Annotated in this window: 17 protein-coding genes and 1 pseudogene; 9 read left to right on the top strand and 9 right to left on the bottom strand. The window is 63.1% G+C overall.

Annotated features, from left to right (window positions below; translation table 11 throughout):
* Positions 1–669: 669 nt before the first annotated feature.
* A complete protein-coding gene (locus HBO19_RS23945; RefSeq protein ID WP_169957255.1) occupies positions 670–1,698 on the bottom strand; it encodes a LacI family DNA-binding transcriptional regulator in 1,029 nt (342 codons plus the stop codon).
* 212 nt (positions 1,699–1,910) lie between these two features.
* Between HBO19_RS23945 and HBO19_RS23940 the strand changes: the two genes are divergently transcribed.
* Entirely contained in the window at positions 1,911–3,242 is a 1,332-nt protein-coding gene (locus HBO19_RS23940) for an MFS transporter (RefSeq protein WP_169957254.1), read from the top strand.
* A 13-nt stretch (positions 3,243–3,255) separates the two neighbouring features.
* Positions 3,256–4,611 (top strand): amidase, encoded by a 1,356-nt coding sequence (locus HBO19_RS23935; protein WP_170058443.1) that lies wholly within the window; start codon positions 3,256–3,258, stop codon positions 4,609–4,611.
* A gap of 36 nt (positions 4,612–4,647) precedes the next feature.
* Here the strand turns inward: HBO19_RS23935 and HBO19_RS23930 are convergent, their stop codons facing one another.
* The 7 genes from HBO19_RS23930 to HBO19_RS23900 all read right to left on the bottom strand — a co-directional run bounded on the left by HBO19_RS23930 (position 4,648) and on the right by HBO19_RS23900 (position 11,253).
* On the bottom strand, positions 4,648–5,883 hold the full coding sequence (locus HBO19_RS23930) for a Zn-dependent hydrolase (RefSeq protein ID WP_170041013.1): 1,236 nt from the start codon (positions 5,881–5,883) through the stop codon (positions 4,648–4,650).
* Positions 5,880–6,371 carry an L-2-amino-thiazoline-4-carboxylic acid hydrolase gene (locus HBO19_RS23925; RefSeq protein WP_057438692.1) on the bottom strand — a complete coding sequence of 164 codons (492 nt, stop codon included), beginning with the start codon at positions 6,369–6,371 and terminating at the stop codon, positions 5,880–5,882. Before HBO19_RS23925 ends, HBO19_RS23930 begins: the two co-directional genes overlap by 4 nt.
* Before the next feature lie 135 nt (positions 6,372–6,506).
* The gene (locus HBO19_RS23920) at positions 6,507–7,646 is read right to left on the bottom strand and encodes a branched-chain amino acid ABC transporter substrate-binding protein (RefSeq protein ID WP_169957250.1); all 1,140 of its coding nucleotides are present in this window, start codon (positions 7,644–7,646) and stop codon (positions 6,507–6,509) included.
* An 83-nt stretch (positions 7,647–7,729) separates the two neighbouring features.
* The gene (locus tag HBO19_RS23915; protein ID WP_057438694.1) at positions 7,730–8,446 is read right to left on the bottom strand and encodes an ABC transporter ATP-binding protein; all 717 of its coding nucleotides are present in this window, start codon (positions 8,444–8,446) and stop codon (positions 7,730–7,732) included.
* Entirely contained in the window at positions 8,439–9,212 is a 774-nt protein-coding gene (locus tag HBO19_RS23910; protein WP_099168260.1) for an ABC transporter ATP-binding protein, read from the bottom strand. The genes HBO19_RS23915 and HBO19_RS23910 overlap by 8 nt, the downstream gene beginning before the upstream one ends.
* Positions 9,209–10,309 carry an ABC transporter ATP-binding protein gene (locus HBO19_RS23905; RefSeq protein ID WP_169957247.1) on the bottom strand — a complete coding sequence of 367 codons (1,101 nt, stop codon included), beginning with the start codon at positions 10,307–10,309 and terminating at the stop codon, positions 9,209–9,211. The genes HBO19_RS23910 and HBO19_RS23905 overlap by 4 nt, the downstream gene beginning before the upstream one ends.
* Positions 10,306–11,253 (bottom strand): branched-chain amino acid ABC transporter permease, encoded by a 948-nt coding sequence (locus HBO19_RS23900; protein WP_170041592.1) that lies wholly within the window; start codon positions 11,251–11,253, stop codon positions 10,306–10,308. Before HBO19_RS23900 ends, HBO19_RS23905 begins: the two co-directional genes overlap by 4 nt.
* 207 nt (positions 11,254–11,460) lie before the next feature.
* Between HBO19_RS23900 and HBO19_RS23895 the strand changes: the two genes are divergently transcribed.
* A complete protein-coding gene (locus tag HBO19_RS23895) occupies positions 11,461–12,366 on the top strand; it encodes a LysR substrate-binding domain-containing protein (RefSeq protein WP_170058442.1) in 906 nt (301 codons plus the stop codon).
* Positions 12,367–12,489: 123 nt separating this feature from the next.
* The gene (locus tag HBO19_RS23890) at positions 12,490–12,918 is read left to right on the top strand and encodes a hypothetical protein (protein ID WP_170058441.1); all 429 of its coding nucleotides are present in this window, start codon (positions 12,490–12,492) and stop codon (positions 12,916–12,918) included.
* An 81-nt stretch (positions 12,919–12,999) separates the two neighbouring features.
* Here the strand turns inward: HBO19_RS23890 and HBO19_RS23885 are convergent, their stop codons facing one another.
* Positions 13,000–13,467, bottom strand: coding sequence for an Lrp/AsnC family transcriptional regulator (locus HBO19_RS23885; RefSeq protein ID WP_169957257.1), 468 nt, complete (start codon positions 13,465–13,467; stop codon positions 13,000–13,002).
* 161 nt (positions 13,468–13,628) lie between these two features.
* Between HBO19_RS23885 and HBO19_RS23880 the strand changes: the two genes are divergently transcribed.
* The 5 genes and pseudogenes from HBO19_RS23880 to HBO19_RS23865 all read left to right on the top strand — a co-directional run bounded on the left by HBO19_RS23880 (position 13,629) and on the right by HBO19_RS23865 (position 19,745).
* Positions 13,629–15,449, top strand: coding sequence for a tyrosinase family protein (locus HBO19_RS23880; protein WP_170041011.1), 1,821 nt, complete (start codon positions 13,629–13,631; stop codon positions 15,447–15,449).
* On the top strand, positions 15,446–17,179 hold the full coding sequence (locus HBO19_RS23875) for a hypothetical protein (RefSeq protein ID WP_170058440.1): 1,734 nt from the start codon (positions 15,446–15,448) through the stop codon (positions 17,177–17,179). Before HBO19_RS23880 ends, HBO19_RS23875 begins: the two co-directional genes overlap by 4 nt.
* Positions 17,180–17,192: 13 nt before the next feature.
* Positions 17,193–17,291 (top strand): annotated as a pseudogene (locus HBO19_RS28605) (outer membrane lipoprotein carrier protein LolA); the annotation flags it as partial.
* Between the two features lie 40 nt (positions 17,292–17,331).
* Positions 17,332–18,927 carry a hypothetical protein gene (locus HBO19_RS23870; protein WP_170058439.1) on the top strand — a complete coding sequence of 532 codons (1,596 nt, stop codon included), beginning with the start codon at positions 17,332–17,334 and terminating at the stop codon, positions 18,925–18,927.
* Positions 18,924–19,745: a hypothetical protein gene (locus HBO19_RS23865; RefSeq protein ID WP_169957359.1), complete on the top strand. Its 822-nt coding sequence runs from the start codon at positions 18,924–18,926 to the stop codon at positions 19,743–19,745. The genes HBO19_RS23870 and HBO19_RS23865 overlap by 4 nt, the downstream gene beginning before the upstream one ends.

Raw genomic sequence — 19,745 nt, 5'->3', positions numbered from 1 at the left:
CCGGCTAAACCGGCGTCCTGCCGGTTTACCCCCCAAATCAATATCGGATGACGGCCAGCGTGGTTTAACGGGGCGCCTAAGATCAAAATCACAAGCAAAGCGAGGCGGCCTGACAGCCGACCTGATCGTCAAGGCGTACGCGTACCCTTGTAGGAGCGGGCTTGCCCGCGATGGTCGTTAACGATGACGAATGAATACCAGATACTCTGATGTGTTCTTTCGGGCGTCATCGCAGGCAAGCCAGCTCCTACAGGGGAATGCAGCTTCGCGCTCTTGTTCTGCTGTTGCTCTGCTTTTGATCTGGCTTTTGATCTTAGGCGCCCCGTTAAACCACGATGGCCGCAGGCAGGTATTGCGCAGTGGGCACCCCGGCATGGATGCCGGGGTAGCCGCGACACGGCCATGGATGGCCGATCGCGGCGGGCCCACGGAGCAATGCCTGACTGCGGGCATGCCGAGCCTAGGCGAGGCACCGAGTGGTGGGGCAAAAGCGCTTTGGTTACTTTCGCGCTTTTCGAAAGTGACCCGCCGTAAGGGCGGAACCCTAAGTGGCCATTACCGCAGCAACGGATATGTACACAACCCCAGACGAGAGCTGTGTAGATACCTATGCCGCGATCGCGGGCAAGCCAGCTCCCACATGTTCGACCGCCACTGACCCGCCCTCAGTCAGCGCAACAAAGACGAACTCGCCCGCACCTGCAGCTGCGGCGCCACCATGATCGACTCGACAGCCTCGCCCTCGATGCGCTTGAGCAACAGCTCAACCGCATGGCGGCCCATCTCTGCCAGCGGCAGGCGCACGCTGGTCAGGGGAACCATCAACTCATTGGCCAGCGGTATGTCGTTGAAGCCCACCACCGCAATGTCCTTGCCCGGCATCAAGCCCTTGTCCCGTGCGGCGCCCATCAGGCCGATGGCCAGGAAGTCATTGACCGCGAAAAACGCCTGGGGCCGTGGGTTGAGCCCCAACAGGTATTCGCCCTGGCGGTGCCCGGTGAGGCTGTCAAAAGGACCGTTGAGCGTCCACTCCGGGCGCAGGGTGATGCCCTGCTCACGGTAGTAACGGGTAAACCCACGGGTGCGATCCGCACCGGTGGAGGCATGCCGTTCACCCGCCAGGATCGCCACATCGCGACAGCCCAACTGGTACAAGTGCTCCGCCGCCAGCCAGCCGCCCAGTTCATCGTCGCTGCACGCCGCCAGATGCCCGGCAATCTGCCGGCTGACCAGCACGTAGGGGATGTGCTTGCGCGTCAACAGGTCGAGCAGCGGCTGGCTTTCGCCCACATGGGAGTCGCCGACGATCAACCCCGCCACCGAACGGCGCAGGGCGTGCTCGGCCCGCGCCATCTGGCGAGGTTGCTGGTCATCGGTATTGGAAACGAACGTCAGGTAGCCGGCCTGCTCGGCCGCACTGTCGATGCTGTCATAAATGGTTGCCATCACCAGGTCAGTGAGCCTTGGCATGAGCACACAGATTTCCTGGCTTTTGCGCAGCTTCAGGCTCGATGCCTGGGTGTTTGGCCGGTAATCGAGTTCTTTGGCCAATGCACGAATGCGCGCCACCACTTCGGCCGACGCCGCTCGCTCGACCCCCGCCGGGTCGCCATTGAGTACCCGGGACACCGTGGAGACATGCACGCCAAGTGCAGTCGCCATGGACTTCAAGGTGGCTGGGCGAGAGGGGCTCGGCATGGTGGTGGGGCTTCCGACTGTCTGATATTTAGCGCGCAGAGTCTACCCGAACGGGCGTGTCGCAGCCGCAGATAAATCTTTACCCAAACGTTTGACTAAAAATTTTCCGCGCCTTACATTTCGCCAACCCAAACGTTTGGGCAAACAATAAAAATACGCCGGACGCGGCCGACTTTTTGACTTCTGCCATCATTTTGAAGAGTCAGATCCCTATGAATAGCCCCGCTATCCCGTCTTTCCGCTACCAGATTTTCTTCCTGATCATGCTGATGGCATTGCTCAACTACATCGACCGAGGCGCGATTGCCTATGCCTCGGCGAGCATTCTTCCCGAGTACGGTTTCGACAAGGCCGACTGGGGCAACGTGCTGGGTTACTTCGGTTACGGCTACATCCTAGGGGCACTGGTCGGTGGCATTCTGGCCGACCGTTTTGGTGCCAGGCGCATCTGGCTGATCGCCGGTGCCACGTGGTCGATCTTCGAGATTGCCACGGCATTTGCCGGCGATTTCGGGCTGGCGTTCCTCGGTGGCTCGGCCATGGCCGGCTTCGCCACCATCCGTGTGATGTTCGGGTTTGCCGAAGGTCCGGCGTACTCCGTGATCAACAAAAGCGTGGCCAACTGGGCCACGCCCAAGGAGCGCGGTTTTGTGGTGTCGGTGGGCCTGCTGAGCACCCCACTGGGTGCACTGCTGACCGCACCGGTGGCCGTGGGCCTGCAAACCCTGACCGGCAGCTGGCGCAGCATGTTCGTGGTGCTGGGCGTGGCCAGCCTGGCGCTGCTGATCTATTTCATGACCCGCTTCACCAACACCCCGGATGAAAACCCGCGCGTGTCCAAGGCCGAACTCGACTTTTTGCGTAAAGAGCGCGCCGAAGCCGCTAACGCATCGACCCCCACCACCAGCGTTGCGCCGGTCTGGCACTTCTTCAAGAACAAGGACCTGTTGCTCAACGCCGTCGGTTACTTCTCGTTTGTGTATGTGACCTTCCTGCTGCTGACCTGGACCCCCAAGTACCTGCAGGATGAGTTCCACTACAACCTGTCGTCACTGTGGTACATGGGCATGATCCCGTGGACCGGCGCCTGCTTCACCGTACTGCTGGGCGGCAAAATATCGGACCTGCTGCTGCGCCGCACCGGCAACCTGAAAGTCGCCCGCAGTTGGCTGGCCGCAACCTGCCTGCTGCTGACCACCTTGTGCTTCATCATGGTGTCCCAGGCCCAGACCGTGTGGGGCGTGATAGCCCTGATGACGCTGGCCAACGCGCTCAACGCCCTGCCCAACTCCGTGTACTGGGCCGTGGTGATCGACACTGCGCCGTCCAATCGGGTGGGTGCCTACAGCGGCATGACGCACTTTATTGCCAACACCGCGTCGTTCATCGCCCCGATGCTCACCGGCTACCTGACCGTTCGTTACGGCTACTCGTCGATGTTCGTGGCTGCCGCAGTGGCCACGGCGCTGGGCATGAGCGCCATGCTGATGGTGCGCCCAGGTGGCCGCCAGGTCGCCGCGCCCTCTATACCCGCCGCTGTTTGATGGAGTTGTTTACATGAGCCTGGTGAAGCCTGCCCACGCTGGATATTTCTTTGGCCTGTCGATCGTCACGCTGGCCGCGCGCCTGCGTGCCGGCAGCGGGACCAGTGTCGAGTTGACGCAAGCGGCCCTGGACAGTATCGAGCGTTTGAATCCGCTATTGAATGCGTTCGTGCAAGTCGATGCCTGCGTCGCCCTGGCCCAGGCGCGCAAGGCCGACGCGCTGTTGGCCCAGGGCCTGGACCTGGGCCCGCTGCACGGCATACCGGTCGCGGTCAAAGACAACATCGACACGTTTGACTACATCACCACCTACGGCTCCGCGCATTTCGACGGTTGCCTGCCGGAGCGCGATGCGCTGTGCGTGCAGCGTGTGCGCGAGGCCGGGGCGGTGATTGTCGGCAAGACCTTGACCCACGAATTCGCCTACGGCCCGACCGGCGACCGCTCGTTGCAGGGCGCCGCACGCAACCCGTGGGATGCCCGTTGCATCACGGGCGGCTCCAGCGCAGGCAGTGCGGCGGCGGTAGCCAGCGGCATGGTACCGCTGGCCCTGGGTACCGACACCGGCGGCTCGATCCGCATCCCTTCGGCCTTGTGCGGCGCGGTCGGCTTCAAGCCTTCGTTTGCCTGCGTGCCGGTGGACGGCGTGTTCCCGCTGGCCTCGAGCCTCGACCATGTCGGCCCCATCGCCAATCACGTCGAAGATGCGCGCCTGCTGTTCGAGGTGCTCGCCGCCCGCCCGTGTGCGCCTGCGGCCACTGCGCAGCCGCTGCGGGTTGGCTGGCTCACCTGTGGCAGCTTCGGCCCGGTGGATGCCGACGTGAATCAGCAGGTGTACCAGGCGGCGCAGCAGCTGTTTGGCGACACGCTTGAGCACACCGACGCGCTGCAAAAAATGGCGCCGGGCATGAAGGACACCCTGCTGACCCTGCAACGTGCCGAGGCCTTCGAGGTACATGCCGAGCGCATGCAGGATGCGCCGCACAAGTTTGACCAGGAGGTACGCGAGCGCCTCGAGGTGTCGAGGGACGTCAAAGGCTGGCAATACATTCGCGCACAGGCAAGCCAGGCGCAGTACCAAGCGGCGATGGCGCGTTTGTTCGAACACTATGACTTGCTGGTGTCGCCCAGCGTGCCGATTACCGCCACCGAGGTGAATGCGCGCGAAGTGCGGGTGGGCGAACAGGAGATTGACGTACGCGCCGCCGTGCTCAGCCATACCAGTGCCTGGAACCTCACCGGTCTCCCCGCGATCAGCCTGCCGGTGGGGCACGTGAGGGGCATGCCGGTGGGGTTGCAGGTGATAGGCGCAGCCGGCACGGATGATCGGCTGTTGCAAGTGATGAGCAGGCTGTTTGTGCGGGGGTAAGGGCCACACCGCACAGACAGCTCCGATGACTTCAGCCTACTCGCCTGACGAAGCCAGAATCGCCTGCAACAACACATCCGCCCCCGCTGTGGACCAGTGCGGGTGGATTTCTTCCGCCTCGTTATGGCTCAAGCCATCCACGCACGGCACAAAGATCATCGCCGTCGGCGCGACCTGGTTCAGGTAGCAGGCATCATGCCCTGCCCCGGAAATCATGCGCCGATGGCTATAACCCAGGGCCTGCGCCGCAGCCTGCACCACGTCCACGCAGTCTTTGTCGAAGGCAATCGGCGCGTACTGGAAGATCTGCTTGACGCTGGCCTGCAAGCCAATGCCCTCGGCGATCCGTGCCACCGCTTCGTGCAGTTGCTGGTCCTGCACGGCCAGCACCGCTTCATCGGGATGGCGGAACTCGACGCTGAAAAACACCCGCCCCGGCACCACATTGCGCGAGTTGGGGAAGATATTGGCCATGCCCACCGTCGCCCGCCCTTCGGCGCCTTGGGCCAGGCCGATCTGGTTGACCGCCTCCACCACCCGGGCAAAACCCAGCAGTGCATCCAGGCGGTGATCCATGGGCGTGGTGCCGGCATGGGCGCTGCGCCCGCAAAGCTCGACTTCATACCAGCGCTGGCCCTGGGCGCCGGTGACCACGCCGATGGTCAGGTCCTGGGCCTCAAGGATCGGACCCTGTTCGATATGCAGCTCATACGCCGCATGCACCGCCTGGCCACCCACCGGATGCGGGCCGGCGTAGCCAATCTGTTGCAGCGCCTGGCCAATGGTCACGCCGGCCTTGTCTTCGCGGGACAAGCCGTATTCCAGGTCGAACACCCCGGCATACACCCCCGAGGAAATCATCGCCGGGGCAAAACGCGAGCCTTCTTCGTTGGTCCAGTTGACCACCTCGATCGGCCGGTCGGTCTCGATGCCCAGGTCGTTCAAGGTGCGCAGCACTTCCAGGCCGGCGAGTACGCCGTAGATGCCATCGAACTTGCCGCCTGCTGGCTGCGAGTCACCGTGGGAGCCGGTCAGCACCGGGGCCAGGTGGTCATGGCGGCCGGCGCGGCGGGCGAAGATGTTGCCCATGGCGTCCACGCGGATGCTGCACCCGGCCGCCGTGCACCAGGCCACGAACAGGTCGCGCCCGCGCCGGTCTTCGTCGGTCAGGGCCAGGCGCGACACGCCGCCCTTGGGCGTGCCGCCGATCTGCGCCATTTCCATCAGCGAGTCCCACAGGCGCTCGCCGTTGACCCGCGCCAGGGCGCTCACGAGCGCGGCTCCCGGGGCTTGGCGTGGTAGCGGAAGTCACAGCTTGGCGCGCCGCCCATGATGGTCTGGGTGCGCGTCAATTCAATATTGGGGTTGTAGCCGACGATAAACAGTTCGTCGCGGTTGCACGACAACAGGTGGCCGATCTCGCCCAGGCCCATCTCGTGGTACATCTCGGCGTAGCGGCAACGCTTGACGTCGTAGTCGTAATGCTCGGCGTCGCTGGCGATGATCTCGACTTTCAGCGCGTCGTCTTTTTCCCACAGCACTTGCAGCTCAACGAAGCTCTTGAGGTCGGCGCCCTGCTCTTCCTGGGCAGCAAAATGCTTGCCGGCCTGGATCGCGGCATTGCCCACCGCCTCGCCAATCACCGCGGCGGCAAAGGCCTTGCCCTGCTCGCGCACGAGGATTTCGTAGATCGGCTTGATGATCTCGGCTTCGATACGCCGGCGGGCCAGGATGCCCAGTTCACCTTCGAGTTTGCTCATTGCGTGCCTCATTCAAATGGCTGCGAAGCCCCCTGTAGGAGCTGGCTTGCCAGCGATCCGGTGCACTCGGTGTTTCAGGTCTACCGAGGCGATACCATCGCTGGCAAGCCAGCTCCTACATGGGGAGCTGACGCGTTACTTTTTACCGCCAGCCACGCTCACCGGTTGCCATTGATTGGCCTTGACCTGGTAAACGGTGAACGACGGGTTCTGCAGATTGCCCTGGGCATCGAACGCTATGGTCCCGGTCACGCCTGGATAGCTGATGGCGCGCAGCACGGGCAGGTACTTCTGCGGATCGGTGGAGTTGGCCTGCTCGATAGCGGCGATCAGCACGCCCACGCCGTCATAGGCGAAGGGTGCGTGCAGCTCGATGTTGCTCTTGAAGCGCGCCTTGTAGGCCTCTTCGAAGGCCTTGCCACCCGGCATCTGCGCCACGGCCAGGCCCGGCTCCAGGGCGATCACGCCCTCGCCTTCGTTCTGTGCCAGTTGCAGGAAGGTCTGGCTGACAAAGCCGCCCGCGCCCATCAACGGCGCCTTGATCCCCAACTGCTTGATGCGTCGGGCCAGCGGTGCAGCCTGGGAGTCGACGCCACCGAAGAAGATCAGGTCCGGGTTCTGCCCGCGAATATTGGTCAGCACCGCACTGAAATCGATGGTCTTGTCGTCCACGTATTCACGGGCAACCACCTTAGCGCCACCGGCCTCGATGGATTTGACGAACTGGTCCGCCAGGCCCTGGCCGAACGCGGTGCGGTCGTCGATCACGGCGATGCGCTGCGCCTTGAGGGTCTTGAGCGCGTAGTCGCCGGCAACCTGGCCGCCGTCATCGTCATGGCCCATGATCCGGAAGCTGGTGTCGAAACCTTGCTGGGTGTAGGCGTGACCGGTGGCGACCGGTGCGACCTGGGCAATCCCGGCGTCATGGTAGACCCGCGCGGCCGGGATGCTGGTGCCGGTGTTCCAGTGGCCGACCACGCCGACCACGCCTTCGTCCACCAGGCGCTGGGCCACGGTGACGGCGGTGCGTGGGTCGGACTGATCATCCTCGGAAACCAGCTTGAACGTCACGGCCTGGCCGTTGATTTTCAGGTGCTTGGCGTTGGCCTGGTCAATGGCCAGTTGCGCACCGTTTTCCAGGTCTTTGCCGATCCGCGCCGACGGGCCGGTCAGGGGCCCGGCCAGGCCGATCAGGACCGTCTGGTCGGCCTGGGCCACACCGCTCAGGGCCAGGCTCAACAACAGTACGCGTTTGAAGGGGGCAGTCTTGTTCATCAGTTTTTCCTGTTTCTCATCAGGCCCTCATGGCCTGTGGGGTGGGCGAAACACGCCGGGCGTCCGGTGGCGTTTGTCATGGGTTATTCACCGAGGTAGGCACTGCGCACCTCGGGGTGGTCGAGCAATTGTGCGCTGGCGCCGCTGAGGCTGATGCGCCCGGTGTCCATCACGTAGGCGCGGTCAGTCACTTGCAGCGCAAGGCGCGCATTCTGCTCCACCAGCAGCAGGGTCATGCCCTGGCGGCACACATCATCAATCACCTGGAACAGCTTTTCGACCATGATCGGCGCCAGGCCCATGGAGGGCTCATCAAGCACCAGCAACCGCGGCTTGGACAGCAGCGCACGGGCCAGGGCGAGCATCTGCTGCTCGCCGCCGGAGAGCAGGCCGGCCGATTGCTGCAAGCGTTCTTCCAGGCGTGGGAAGTGCTCGAACAACTGGCGGATTTCCAGGTTCACCTGGTGCGGGTCGCGGCGCAGGAACGCCCCGGCCTGGAGGTTTTCCAGCACGCTCATGCGCGCAAAAATGCCGCGCCCTTCGGGCACCATGGCGATGCCCAGGGTCAGGCGCTCATGGGGCGCCAGGCTGAGGATCGAGCGCCCGGCAAAGCGGATCTGCCCCGCAGCGGCCGGCAGCAACCCGGTCAGGGCCTTGAGGCTGGAGCTCTTGCCGGCGCCATTGGCGCCGATCAGCGTCACCCGTTCGCCTTCATTAATATGCAGGTCCAGGGACTTGACCGCCTCGATGGCGCCGTAGCGCACCTTCAGGCCGTCAATCTGCAACAACGCTTCAGACATGGGCGCCGGCTCCCAGGTAGGCCTGGATCACTTGCGGGTGGCGGCGCACTTCGGCCGGCGCGCCCACGGCGATCACGCGGCCGTAGTCCAGCACGCTGATGCGGTCGCACACGCCCATTACCAGCTTCACGTCATGCTCAATCAGCAGCAGGGTGTGGCCGTCATCGCGGATCTTTTCCAGCAGGCTGCGCAGTTGCACTTTCTCGCTGGCATTCATCCCGGCGGCCGGCTCATCGAGGGCCAGCAGGCGCGGTTCGGTGGCCAGGGCGCGGGCAATTTCCAGGCGCCGCTGGTGGCCGTAGGACAGGCTGTCGGCGCGGTAGTGGGCAAACCCGGCGAGGCCGACATAGGCCAGCAGGCGGTGGGCGTGGGCGCGGGTCTGCGCTTCTTCCTCGCGCCCGCGCGAGTGCCCGCTCAAGGCCGCCCACACGCCGTTATGGGTGCGCACGTGGCGCCCGACCATGACGTTTTCCAGGGCGCTCATGGCGTTGAACAGGCGAATATTCTGGAACGTGCGCGCAATGCCGGCACGGGCCACCTGGTGCACCGCCGTGGGCTGGTACTCCTCGCCGTCGAGCTGGAAGCGCCCGGAATCCGGGGTGTACAGCCCCGTCATCACATTGAAGAAGGTGGTCTTGCCGGCGCCATTGGGCCCGATCAGGCCGTAGATTTCCCCGGCCTCGATACTCAAGCTCACGTCATCGAGCGCAGCCACGCCGCCAAACTGTTTATTGACCTTCTCGATCTGCAATAACGGATGGTTCAAGGTGCACCTCCTGTGCGGCTCGGCCAGAGGCCGGCGGGTCGATACAGCATCGCCAGAATCAGCGCCAGGCCGTAGAACAGCTGGCGGATAATCTCCGGGTCCACCAGCACTTGGCCAAACAGCGCCTGCTGCAAGGGGCCCATACTGGCGCGCAACGCTTCGGGCAGGGCGGCGAGCAACACGCAGCCCAGAATCACCCCGGGGATATGCCCCATGCCGCCGAGCACCACCATGGCCAGCACGGCGATGGACTCATTGAGGGTGAAGGATTCGGGTGAAACAAAGCCCTGGAATGAGGCAAACAGCGCCCCGCTGATCCCGCCGAACGCCGCGCCGATGGCAAATGCCAGCAGCTTCAGGCGCAGGGTGTTCAGGCCCATGGCCTGGGCCGCCTCTTCGTCCTCGCGGATCGCCATCCAGGCGCGGCCGATACGCGAGCGCTGAAGGCGGATGCAGGCAAACAGGATCAGCACCACCAGTGCGGCGAACAGGTAGTAATAGAGGTAGACCGAGGGCAAGCGCAGGCCGAACAGTTCCTGGGTACGCCCCAGGTTGACCCCCAGCAGCGTCACCGGATCGACCTGGGCGATGCCCTTGGGGCCGTTGGTGAGGTTCACCGGGCGGTCGAGGTTGCGCAGCAGGATGCGGATGATTTCGCCAAAGCCCAGGGTGACGATGGCCAGGTAATCGCCGCGCAGGCGCAGGGTCGGCGCCCCCAGAATCACCCCGAACCCCGCCGCCAGCAGCGCCGCCAGCGGCAAAATCAGCCAGATCGAGGTGTGCATGCCCTGCGGCATCAGCGCCAGCAAGGCCGGGAACTGTTGCAACAAATGGGGCGATGACAGCAAGGCCGCCAGGTAGGCGCCCACCGCGTAGAACGCGATAAAGCCCATGTCCAGCAGGCCGGCATAGCCCACCACGATGTTCAGGCCCAGGGCCAACATGATGTACAGCAGGGCAAAGTCCAGGGTGCGCACCCAGGTATTGCCGCCGGCATGCCCGACAATCCACGGGGCCAATACCAGGGCCAGGGCGAACAGCAACAGCCCAAGGCTGGCGCGTTTGCTCGAAGGGCTCACAGCGGTTGCCAGGCTCATGCGCGGGTCGCCAGTCGTTCGCCCAACAACCCCTGGGGCCGGAACACCAGCACCGCGATCAACACGATGAAGGCGAACACGTCCTGGTAGTTGCTGCCGAACACGCCGTTGGTGGCGGCCCCCAGGTACCCGGTGCCGAGGGCTTCGATCAGCCCCAGCAGCAGGCCGCCGAGCATCGCGCCCTTGAGGTTGCCGATGCCGCCCAGCACCGCCGCGGTAAACGCCTTGATGCCGGGCAAAAAGCCCATATAGAAATGCGCGCTGCCATAGTTGCTGGCCATCATGATGCCCGCCAGCGCGGCCAGGGCGCCGCCGATGGCGAAGGTCATGACGATGATGCGGTTGGGGTTGATACCCATCAGGCTCGCCACTTGCGGGTTCTCGGCCACGGCGCGCATGGCCCGGCCAAAACGCGTGCGCTCGACCAGCAGCAACAGCCCGACCATCAGGCTCAAGGCCACGCCAATGGTGGTCAGGGCGGTGGCATTGGTCACGGCGGCGTGGGTGGCATCGCCGGCCAGCACTTCGATGGGCTCCAGGGGCAGCAATTGCGGGAACATCTGCGGGTTACGGGTCCAGACCAGCATCGCCACGGTCTGCAACAACAACGACACGCCGATACCACTGATCAATGGCGCCAGGCGCGGGGCGTTACGCAAGCGCCGGTAGGCCACGCGCTCGATCACCACCGCCAGCACCGCACAGAAAGCCATGGCGATCATTGCCGCCACCAGCAGCAACAGCACCGGCGGCATATCCGGCCAGGCCGCCTGCAACACCCGGATCACCGACAGGCCCACCAGCGCGCCGATCATCAACACATCGCCGTGGGCGAAGTTGATGATCCGCAAAATGCCGTAGACCATGGTGTAACCCAAGGCCACTAAGGCGTAGAGACTGCCCGACAGCAAGCCGTTGAGCAGTTGCTGGATAAACGCATCCATGAGAACCATCAACTCCATACACAGAAAACATCGGTGCCAGGGCGCACCGACTAAAAGTCCGAGCGCGGAACACTAGTTATTTATTCTGTTTTTATCAAATATCTGAAAGGAATATGTTTATACCCAATACCAAACGCCCTATATGCGGCACATTTTCCACACTGATGCTGCTTTATTTATCTTTTCACTTGGTATTTAATTCAACACATGAATAATTTAGAACAGTTAGCCAACGATCCACCCTTGCGTGCCGTGCGCACGTTCGAAGCCTTTGCCCGCCATGGTGGGGTGAATGCCGCCGCCCGCGAACTGGGGGTGTCGCCCTCGGCTGTCAGCCATCAGTTGCACTTGCTCGAAAGCTTCCTGCAACAGCACCTGACCCTGCGCCAGGGCCGCAACCTGGGGTTGACCGACGAAGGCCGCGAGTACTACCGGGCGATTCGCTCGGCATTCGCGGTGCTGCGCAGTGCCACCGAGCACGTGCGGGAAAAAAGCGCGACGCGCCAGGTCACCATCAGCCTGATCCCGATGTTCGCGACCCACCTGTTCATCCCGCGCCTGCCGCAGTTTTTGAGCGCCAACCCGGCGCTGGATATCAACATCACCTACGCCAACCACCGCAGCTACCCCAGCGATGCCGCCGACCTGTCGATTCGCTTCGGCACCGGGCACTGGCCGGGGTATCACAGCGAGCCACTGATCAGCGGCGCGGTCACGCCGTTCTGCAGCCGCGAGTTCCTCCAGCGCCACGGCCCCATCGCCACGCCGCAAGCCCTCAGCGAACTGCCACTGCTGCACGACGAAGAGCGTGGTACCTGGGGCCAATGGTTCGACGCAGCCCAGGTGCCGCACACCCACTCGCACAATGGCCTGCTGCTCGAGGACGGCCAGTTGACCCTGGTCGCCACCCTCACCGGCCTGGGCTGCTCGCTGTTGCGTGCGCCGTTGGTGGCGCCGCTGGTGGCCAGGGGGGAACTGGTGCAACTGTTTGACGTGCAGGCAGATGACGGGCGCCAGTACTACCTGTGCCGCCGGGCCAACAGCGAGTTGTCGAGCGAAGGCAACAACCTGTACGACTGGATCAAGGGCCGCCTGGGCCACAGCCCCGTGTAGGAACAGTGGTTAACGATGCCGCGGCGTGCCCTCTCAGGGTCTTCGCCGGCAAGCCGGCTCCTACAGATGGGGTATGATGCCGCGCTTTGAAGAACCAGCTGTAGACCTGCGAGGAAACGCACCTTGAGTAACGACGCAAAAATGACCGGCGACCTGTTCGAAGTAGACAAGCGCCTGTCGCTCAAGCCTGTGGTGGATTTCAATAGCTACCTGCAGGCGGCCTTCGGCGATGGCCCTTGCACCTGTGTGCGCTGTGTTGCCAGTGCGGGTGACGAGAAAGGTTACGAGTATCAGCACAGCTTCAACTTCCTGGGCCAGGTGGCCCACCGGCGCTTTGCGTTGACCGCTGGCAGCGATGTGCTGCAGATGCTGAAAAAGGCCTGGCTGTCGTACACCAAGGCCGAGCTGCCTGGCAGTGGCGACTTGGCACTGGAAACGGTCAAGGAGTTCGTCGAGCCGCAGTTGCACAAGCGCTTGCTGCCACTGTTGCTGGCCAGTGGGTTGGTCAAGGATGTCGAGGGTGGGTTGCAGCTTCAGGCTGTGGCGGCCTGATAGACAACCGGATCATTACAGCGAACGCATCACCCTGTGGGAGCAAGCCCGCTCCCACAGGGTGATGCGTCTCATGGGCGTCTACAGATGTTGCACGCCCTGCAACGGCAACTCATAAGACTTCTTCACGGTGCGCACCACCAACGTCGAAGAATAGGTACGAATCGGAATATCCCGGTAAGTGTCGAGAAACCGATAGATGTATTCGGTGTACTCCGTGGCATCACGAAACTTGGCCACCATCACAAAATCAAACTCTCCGGTCATCAGGTAGCAGTCCTGGATCTCCGGGTGATTGGCCAGGATGTGCTGCATCTTGCGATCAATGTCGTTGCTGTCTTTGTCGAGCTTGATCAAAAAGAACGCGGTGACCTGGATCCCCAGCTTTTTTTCATCCAGCACCGCGACTTTCGCCTTGATGATGCCCACGCTCTCCAGGCGCCGGATGCGCCGGTAACAACTGGTCGAGGACAGCCCCACGCTGTCGCTGAGCAGGTCCAGGCTTTGGGTGCAGTCTTTCTGCAACTTGCCGAGAATTTTCAAATCCATGGCGTCTGTCATTATTTCCACTTCTTCCTTGAGAAAACTGCAATGAATCCGCCGTAAAAGCGGGCCAATTTGCACAATTCTCTGCACAGTGGCCCGTTACTATCAAATCCAGCTTAGCAGCCCCGGCAGATCCAGCATGGGGGCTGCATGAGAGGGATCTTATGATAGTCGCGAAACCGACATGGACCGCTGATATCCAAGGGCTTTTCACCGCGCCTTACTGGATCCCGGCGGCAGATCGCGCCAACGTCGCAGGCTCGTGGGTGCGCTGCATGAATGCCTACGATGTGTTCCTGCAAGACCCCGATTCGGTCAAGACCTGGTCTGAAACCATCTACCAGCACCTGGCGTCGCGCAATATGCCGCTGACCCTGGATGACCGGCAGTTCTGGCCTATCGACGCCCTGGAAACCTTCCGGTTGTGGGTCAACCAGGGCTGGCGCCTGAACAGCTTTTCGCCGTTCGACATCGCCGAGCGCATCCCCCCTCCAGACCTGCCGCACCCGGTCAAGCGCGTGCGCCAGGACATCCGCGCATTGAGCCAGGAGCAACTGGACCTGTACCGCGCACGGCTCGACGACGTGATGCAGATCGGCAATCCGGACAGTGGCTCACCCTGGCAGCGCTATGCCTATATCCACACCAACTGGTGCCTGCATTACCAGGAAGCCTTTGCCCTGTGGCATCGCGCTTACCTGCTGTACCTGGAAGCCTTGATTGACTATCCGATCCCCTACTGGGACTGGATGGCCGAGGACGCCAGTGTCGACGGCAGCCCCCAGGCCGGCCTGCCCCAGGCCTTTCTCGATGAGACCTATGTGCACCCGCACAGCGGCGAGGTGCGGCGCAACCCGTTGCGGTATGCGGCGGCCAAGGATGGCCGCTCGAAAGTCTGCGCCTCGGGCAATGTCGAGGGGGTGGACTGCGGCTTCGTGCAGCGCAACCCGCTGTTCTACACCCAGGGCGACCAACAGCGGTTCAAACGTACCCAGCTGTACGGCATGAGCCGGATTTTCCAGCAGCAGGTGGTGGACGCCTTGAAATTCAAGACCTTCAGCCAGCCCCAGGGCGTGCCGGGGTATCCCTGGGCCAATATCACCGTGTTTGATCCACCGCAAAAGGACGCGCTGTACCCCAACCGCACGCTGAATTTCGATGGCCTGTACGAACAGCCCCACGACAACTATCACGGCTGGATCGGCGGCGATATGGCCGACAACGCCTACACCGCCTTTGACCCGCTGTTCTGCTCCTATCACGCCAATATCGACCGCGTGCTGGAGATCTGGATCCGCGCCAACCCGGCGGCGCAATACACCACCCAATGCCTGCTCCAGCCGTTTGCCGGCAGCCAGGCCGACGCGGTCACGTTCACCAGTGCCGATGCCTGGCGCTACACCACCTTGGGCGATATGGCCCAGGACAGCCGGCACATCGGCTACGACTACGCCACCCCGGTGGCGCCGCCGTTCGGCGCCCGCCGCGCCAGCGCCAGTGCGTGCTGCCCCCACAGTGCCGCGCCGGTCCAGGAGCAGGCCCAGGCCAGCGGCCCATGGGTGGTGTTCGACCATGTGCGCTGCACCCATGACACCTATTTGATCGACGTGTTCCTCAACCAGCCCGACGCCACGCCCCAGCAGGTCAACGCGGATAACCCGCACTACGTCGGGCGCTTCAGCCGCATCGGCATGGGGCTGGTGGACGACAAGGGGCGCTGCATCACCCACGGCGTCTGCCGCGCACTGAATGCGGCGCGCAGTGCCACGGCGTTGCACCTGGGCCCCACGGACGCCGTGCAGTTGAGCCTGCTGGTCACCCATCTCGATAGTGGCCGGGTATTGGCGCCGCAAGAGTACGCGCCGCTGCCTGGCTTTATCGCCCAACTGGTGTGGGACGACCCGCGCCAGACCGTTGCCGACCCTCCCCCGAGTGCCGGTTGCTGCGCAGCTTCTACCCCCACACCCCATGGAGATCTGTCATGAGCACGCCGTTCAAGCAATTCACCTCCCCCGCTGGGCAAGCGCCAAAGGACTACAACAAGCTGGGCCTGGAAAACCAGTTGCCGCAATTTGAAATCGACTGGAACAACGACGTCACCGGCTGGACCGAAGCGGCGATCATCGGCAACCCGTGGTCGGGCCTCAACGACGCGCCGCGCTCGGGCTATTACAACCCGCTGGTCGAGGGCTATGGCGACGTCACCCCGCCGGCAATCACCTGGCAACCCTTCCCTAACCGGCTGTGGACGTTTTTCTACAACAACGGCACGGCCGTGATTCCGCAACTGGGCGGCAAGGCCATGACCCTGCAACAGGTCATGGAACTGACCGACAACGGCCAGATCACCCTCAACAACACCCTCTACACCCTGTACGACCCGGACAAGAAAGGCACCCTGCTACAACTGCCGGTGACCCGTTGCCCGAGTATCGACTGGAACGGCAAGTACAAGGATTTCTCGCCCTCCGGCCCACGGGGCTGGCTGGACGAATACTGCGAGTGGTCGATTGTGCGCGATACCAACGGCAAGATGCGCAAGATCACCTTCACCAGCGAAAACCCGGCGTACTTCCTGGCCATGTGGCGCATCGATCCGAATGCAGTGCTGGGGCTGTATCGCGACTACATCGACCCGAACGTGCAACTGCAAGACCTGTACCTGCGCTACACCGCCAACTGCCCGACCGGCAATGCCGGTGACCCGGTGATCGACCCGACCACGGGCCTGCCGGCCTACGACACCGTCAACAAATGGAACGCCGGCACCGCCTGTACCCCCGGCCAGTTCGGCGGCGCAATGCACCTGACCTCCGGCCCCAACACCCTCAGCGCCGAGGTGTACCTGGCGGCAGCGGCCACGATCATGCGGCCCCTGAAAAGCAGCCAGAACCCCCAGTCGCTGATCTGCTGCGCGCAGTATGGGCAGAACTATCGCAACTCCGACCCGCATATCGGCTTTGCGGCCAATGAGGCGGCCATCAGCAGCCGTATTTCCCTGACCAACCCCATCGCCCTGTACCTGCAACAGCCCACCAACTTCAGTGCCTGGAAAGGCCCGCAGGGGCAGGATGTGAGCCAGTACTGGCGCATCACCCGTGGTACCGCCAAATCGGCGATCAACGGCTCCGACCAGATCCTCCAGGCGGTGTTCGAGGTCCCGCAAAGCGCGGGGTTCTCGATCAATGACATCACCATCAACGGCCAGGCCGTGGACTATGTGTGGGTGATTGCCCAGCAACTGCTGGTGGGCCTGAGTGTGACCGCCACCCCAAGCACCACGGCGCCGCCGTCCCCTTGCGTGCAGGACCGGGTCAATGGCCTGCAACCCTGGCCGGTGCAGCTGTTGCCGCTGGACCTGTTCTACGGCCAGTCGCCCACCGACCTGCCGGCCTGGCTGGCCCCAGGCAGCAGCGGGCAGTTCGCGCTGGTGGTGCAAGGCGCCGACCTCAAGACCACCGCCGCCACTGCACGGATCCAGTTCAGCAACCCCGGGGTGACCGCGCAGGTCACGAAGTTTTTGCCCGATGCCTCGGCCATTCCCGGCCAGACCAATGCGGGCGGTACCCAGGGTTACATCATGACCATCAGCGTCGCGAAGAACGCGGCGCCGGGGCTGGTGACGGTCCGTGCGCTCAACCCGGGCGAAGCGGATAACGTCAGCGCGGCGGACCACCCATGGGAATCCGGGCTGGCGCTGGTGCCATCCCTTTAAGGGCCCCCCCCCTGTGGGAGCTGGCTTGCCAGCGAGAATCCTCAACGATAACGCGGGGTATCTGATGCCCAGCGGTGCTCTCAGGTTTTTCGCCGGCAAGCCGGCTCCTACAGAACGGCTAGAAGCTTCACCTTCATGCAAGGAGCGCGATGATGTACAAATTTCGCTTAAGTGTGCTGCTGGCCGGCACGCTGCTGTCGCTGTTTCTCCTGCCCACGGCCCAGGCATCGGATGCCGATACCTGCGTCCAGCAGCAGTTGGTGTTCGACCCCAACAGCGGCGGTTTTCTACCCGTCAACAATTTCAACACCACTGGCCAGAGCTTCATGAACTGTTTTGGCTGGCAGCTGTTTATTGCCCTGAACTGGCCCGTGGATCCCGGATGGCCAGCCAATGCAGCCCTCGCGGGCGAGCCGAACCGCAAGATCAGCATGGCGCAATTTGGCGTGCCCCAGGTCGCCGGGCAACCCATGACCACCGCGCCGGTGTGGGCAAGCTTTAAAGACGCTAACGATATATTCCTGCCCGGCGCCCGACCGCCCACAGGCTGGGGCGTGCAAACGTTGGTGCCGTCCAATTGCAGCAGCCAGGACAGCCTGCAGGCGCTGTCGGTAGGCGCGCGCAAATTCATGAACGCCACCTCGGAAAGCGCGACCAACGCCAAGCATCGCTTCCACTTGTCCAGCGGCACCCTGGCGTCGATTCCCGACCCGATCATGGAGGCCGCCGGTGGCTGGCTGACGGACCAGACCGGCAACCTGGTGTATTTCGAACGCAAGGTGGGCAAGGCCGAGTTTGACTACATCGTCGACAACGGGTTGTACGATGCGGCCAATCAACTGGCCGTGGCACAGAACAGCGATGGCAAGCACCCTGCAGGCCTGTCGCTGCCGGCCGGCGAGTTGATGCGTTCGATGCCGGCCAAGCCGCTGCCCCAGGAACAATTGGGCGCCCTGGAACTCAAGGCCGCCTGGCGCATCCTCACCGGCAAGCCCCAGCTCTACGGGCGCTACCTGACCACCGTGGCCTGGCTCAAGAACCCCGCCACCCTGCAATGCACCCAACAGGTGGTAGGCCTGGTGGGCCTGCATATCATCAACAAGACCCAGAGTTCACCGAACTTCATCTGGACCACCTTCGAGCAAGTGGACAACGTACAGGAACCGGGGCAAAACCCGGCGCAACAGACACCGCCCGACGGCTATACCTTCTACAACCCCGATTGCAGCGGTGGCCCTGACGTGTGCACGCCGAACGTAGCCCGTATCCAGTGCAAGCAGCACCACCCTGATCGCGAATGCACCGAGCCCTATCCCCGCAACCAACCGGTGCAGACCACCCGCGAACACCCCTTGCCTTCGGACATGCAAGCGCTCAACGGCGCGGTGCAGGCCAGCTTCGCCCAGCAGACCAGCGGCCAGTCGGTGTTCCAGTACTACAAGCTGGTCAATGTGCTGTGGATCACCGCCCCGACACCGCCGGACCCCGAGCCGGGCGCCGGCGCAAAGGTGCCCCTGTCCTATGGACCCTTTATCAGCGATAGCAACGTACCGGTGGCCAATACCACCATGGAGACCTACGTCCAGGGCCTGAACTGCAATGACTGCCATCAAAAGGCAACGATTGCCGGCGACCCGAGCCTGGCCTCGGACTTTTCGTTCCTGTTCAACAACGCCGATTCGGCCAAGCAAAAAAGCCTGATCAAGCGCGTGCATGCCTTCGAAACCCTCAAGGACGGTCAACCATGAAACGCTCCCTCGCCACTCTCCTGCTCGCATTATCGATGGCCCTGGCCCCCCTAGCCCTGGCCCATTCGCCCCATGAACTGCATGCAGTCAGCAACGGCGCCGATGCCGATGCACCGGGCAACCACGGCATGTTCATGGTCGGCTCGCAGACCCTGTTTTTGGTGCACATGCCGATGTTCACCACGGAAAAGCACATGTACCAGATCGTCCTGCAGGCCAGCCTGCCCGCCGACGTGATGGCCAAATACCAGGCGCTGCGCGCGGCCAACCCGAGCAAGCCGTATAACCTGATCAATGTCGATAACGACACCTTCACCCTGCCCCAGCTCAAGGCCGGTGAGGTGACCACGTTCAAGGCAACGATCTTTGACGGCTACTCCAATGATGGCGGCGGCACACCGGGGCCGGTGTTGTTTGACAACGTGCCGGTGACGGTCGAAGCGGTGGTGATCTACCGGCCGTTCAACCTGGGCATCGACCGCCCCAAACAGCTGGTCTACACCTTGTTTGGCCGGGGCAATGAGGCGCACTTGACGCACTACATCGCCCAGGATCCGGACTTCCAGGAAATCATTACCCTGCCTGGGCCACCAGCACCGTTTTCGGCGGCGCAGTTGGTGTCTACGGTGGATTTGAATTTCACCACCGTGCAATCGTTGCCGATCGTATGCCAGTCGCCGCTCAAGCCCGGGGTTTACCCAACGTTGCTGGAGGGGCGTGCGGATGCGCCGGTGGCCCTGGATCTGGGACCGGCGGCGCAGCGCGTGTGGTATTCGACGGGCAATCTGTTGAACAAGACAGATCCTTGTCAGCGTTAG

This window comes from Pseudomonas sp. WS 5021 (assembly GCF_012985535.1).
Lineage (GTDB): Bacteria > Pseudomonadota > Gammaproteobacteria > Pseudomonadales > Pseudomonadaceae > Aquipseudomonas.
The sequence above is the reverse complement of the archived record's forward strand: the minus strand, read 5'-3'. Positions and strand labels throughout refer to the sequence as shown.

Coding starts and splice junctions, on each gene's coding strand:
- HBO19_RS23945 (WP_169957255.1), bottom strand. CDS start 1,698: ATGCCGAGCCCCTCTCGCCCAGCCACCTTGAAGTCCATGGCGACTGCA.
- HBO19_RS23940 (WP_169957254.1), top strand. CDS start 1,911: ATGAATAGCCCCGCTATCCCGTCTTTCCGCTACCAGATTTTCTTCCTG.
- HBO19_RS23935 (WP_170058443.1), top strand. CDS start 3,256: ATGAGCCTGGTGAAGCCTGCCCACGCTGGATATTTCTTTGGCCTGTCG.
- HBO19_RS23925 (WP_057438692.1), bottom strand. CDS start 6,371: ATGAGCAAACTCGAAGGTGAACTGGGCATCCTGGCCCGCCGGCGTATC.
- HBO19_RS23920 (WP_169957250.1), bottom strand. CDS start 7,646: ATGAACAAGACTGCCCCCTTCAAACGCGTACTGTTGTTGAGCCTGGCC.
- HBO19_RS23915 (WP_057438694.1), bottom strand. CDS start 8,446: ATGTCTGAAGCGTTGTTGCAGATTGACGGCCTGAAGGTGCGCTACGGC.
- HBO19_RS23905 (WP_169957247.1), bottom strand. CDS start 10,309: ATGAGCCTGGCAACCGCTGTGAGCCCTTCGAGCAAACGCGCCAGCCTT.
- HBO19_RS23900 (WP_170041592.1), bottom strand. CDS start 11,253: ATGGATGCGTTTATCCAGCAACTGCTCAACGGCTTGCTGTCGGGCAGT.
- HBO19_RS23895 (WP_170058442.1), top strand. CDS start 11,461: ATGAATAATTTAGAACAGTTAGCCAACGATCCACCCTTGCGTGCCGTG.
- HBO19_RS23885 (WP_169957257.1), bottom strand. CDS start 13,467: ATGGATTTGAAAATTCTCGGCAAGTTGCAGAAAGACTGCACCCAAAGC.
- HBO19_RS23880 (WP_170041011.1), top strand. CDS start 13,629: ATGATAGTCGCGAAACCGACATGGACCGCTGATATCCAAGGGCTTTTC.
- HBO19_RS23875 (WP_170058440.1), top strand. CDS start 15,446: ATGAGCACGCCGTTCAAGCAATTCACCTCCCCCGCTGGGCAAGCGCCA.
- HBO19_RS23870 (WP_170058439.1), top strand. CDS start 17,332: ATGTACAAATTTCGCTTAAGTGTGCTGCTGGCCGGCACGCTGCTGTCG.
- HBO19_RS23865 (WP_169957359.1), top strand. CDS start 18,924: ATGAAACGCTCCCTCGCCACTCTCCTGCTCGCATTATCGATGGCCCTG.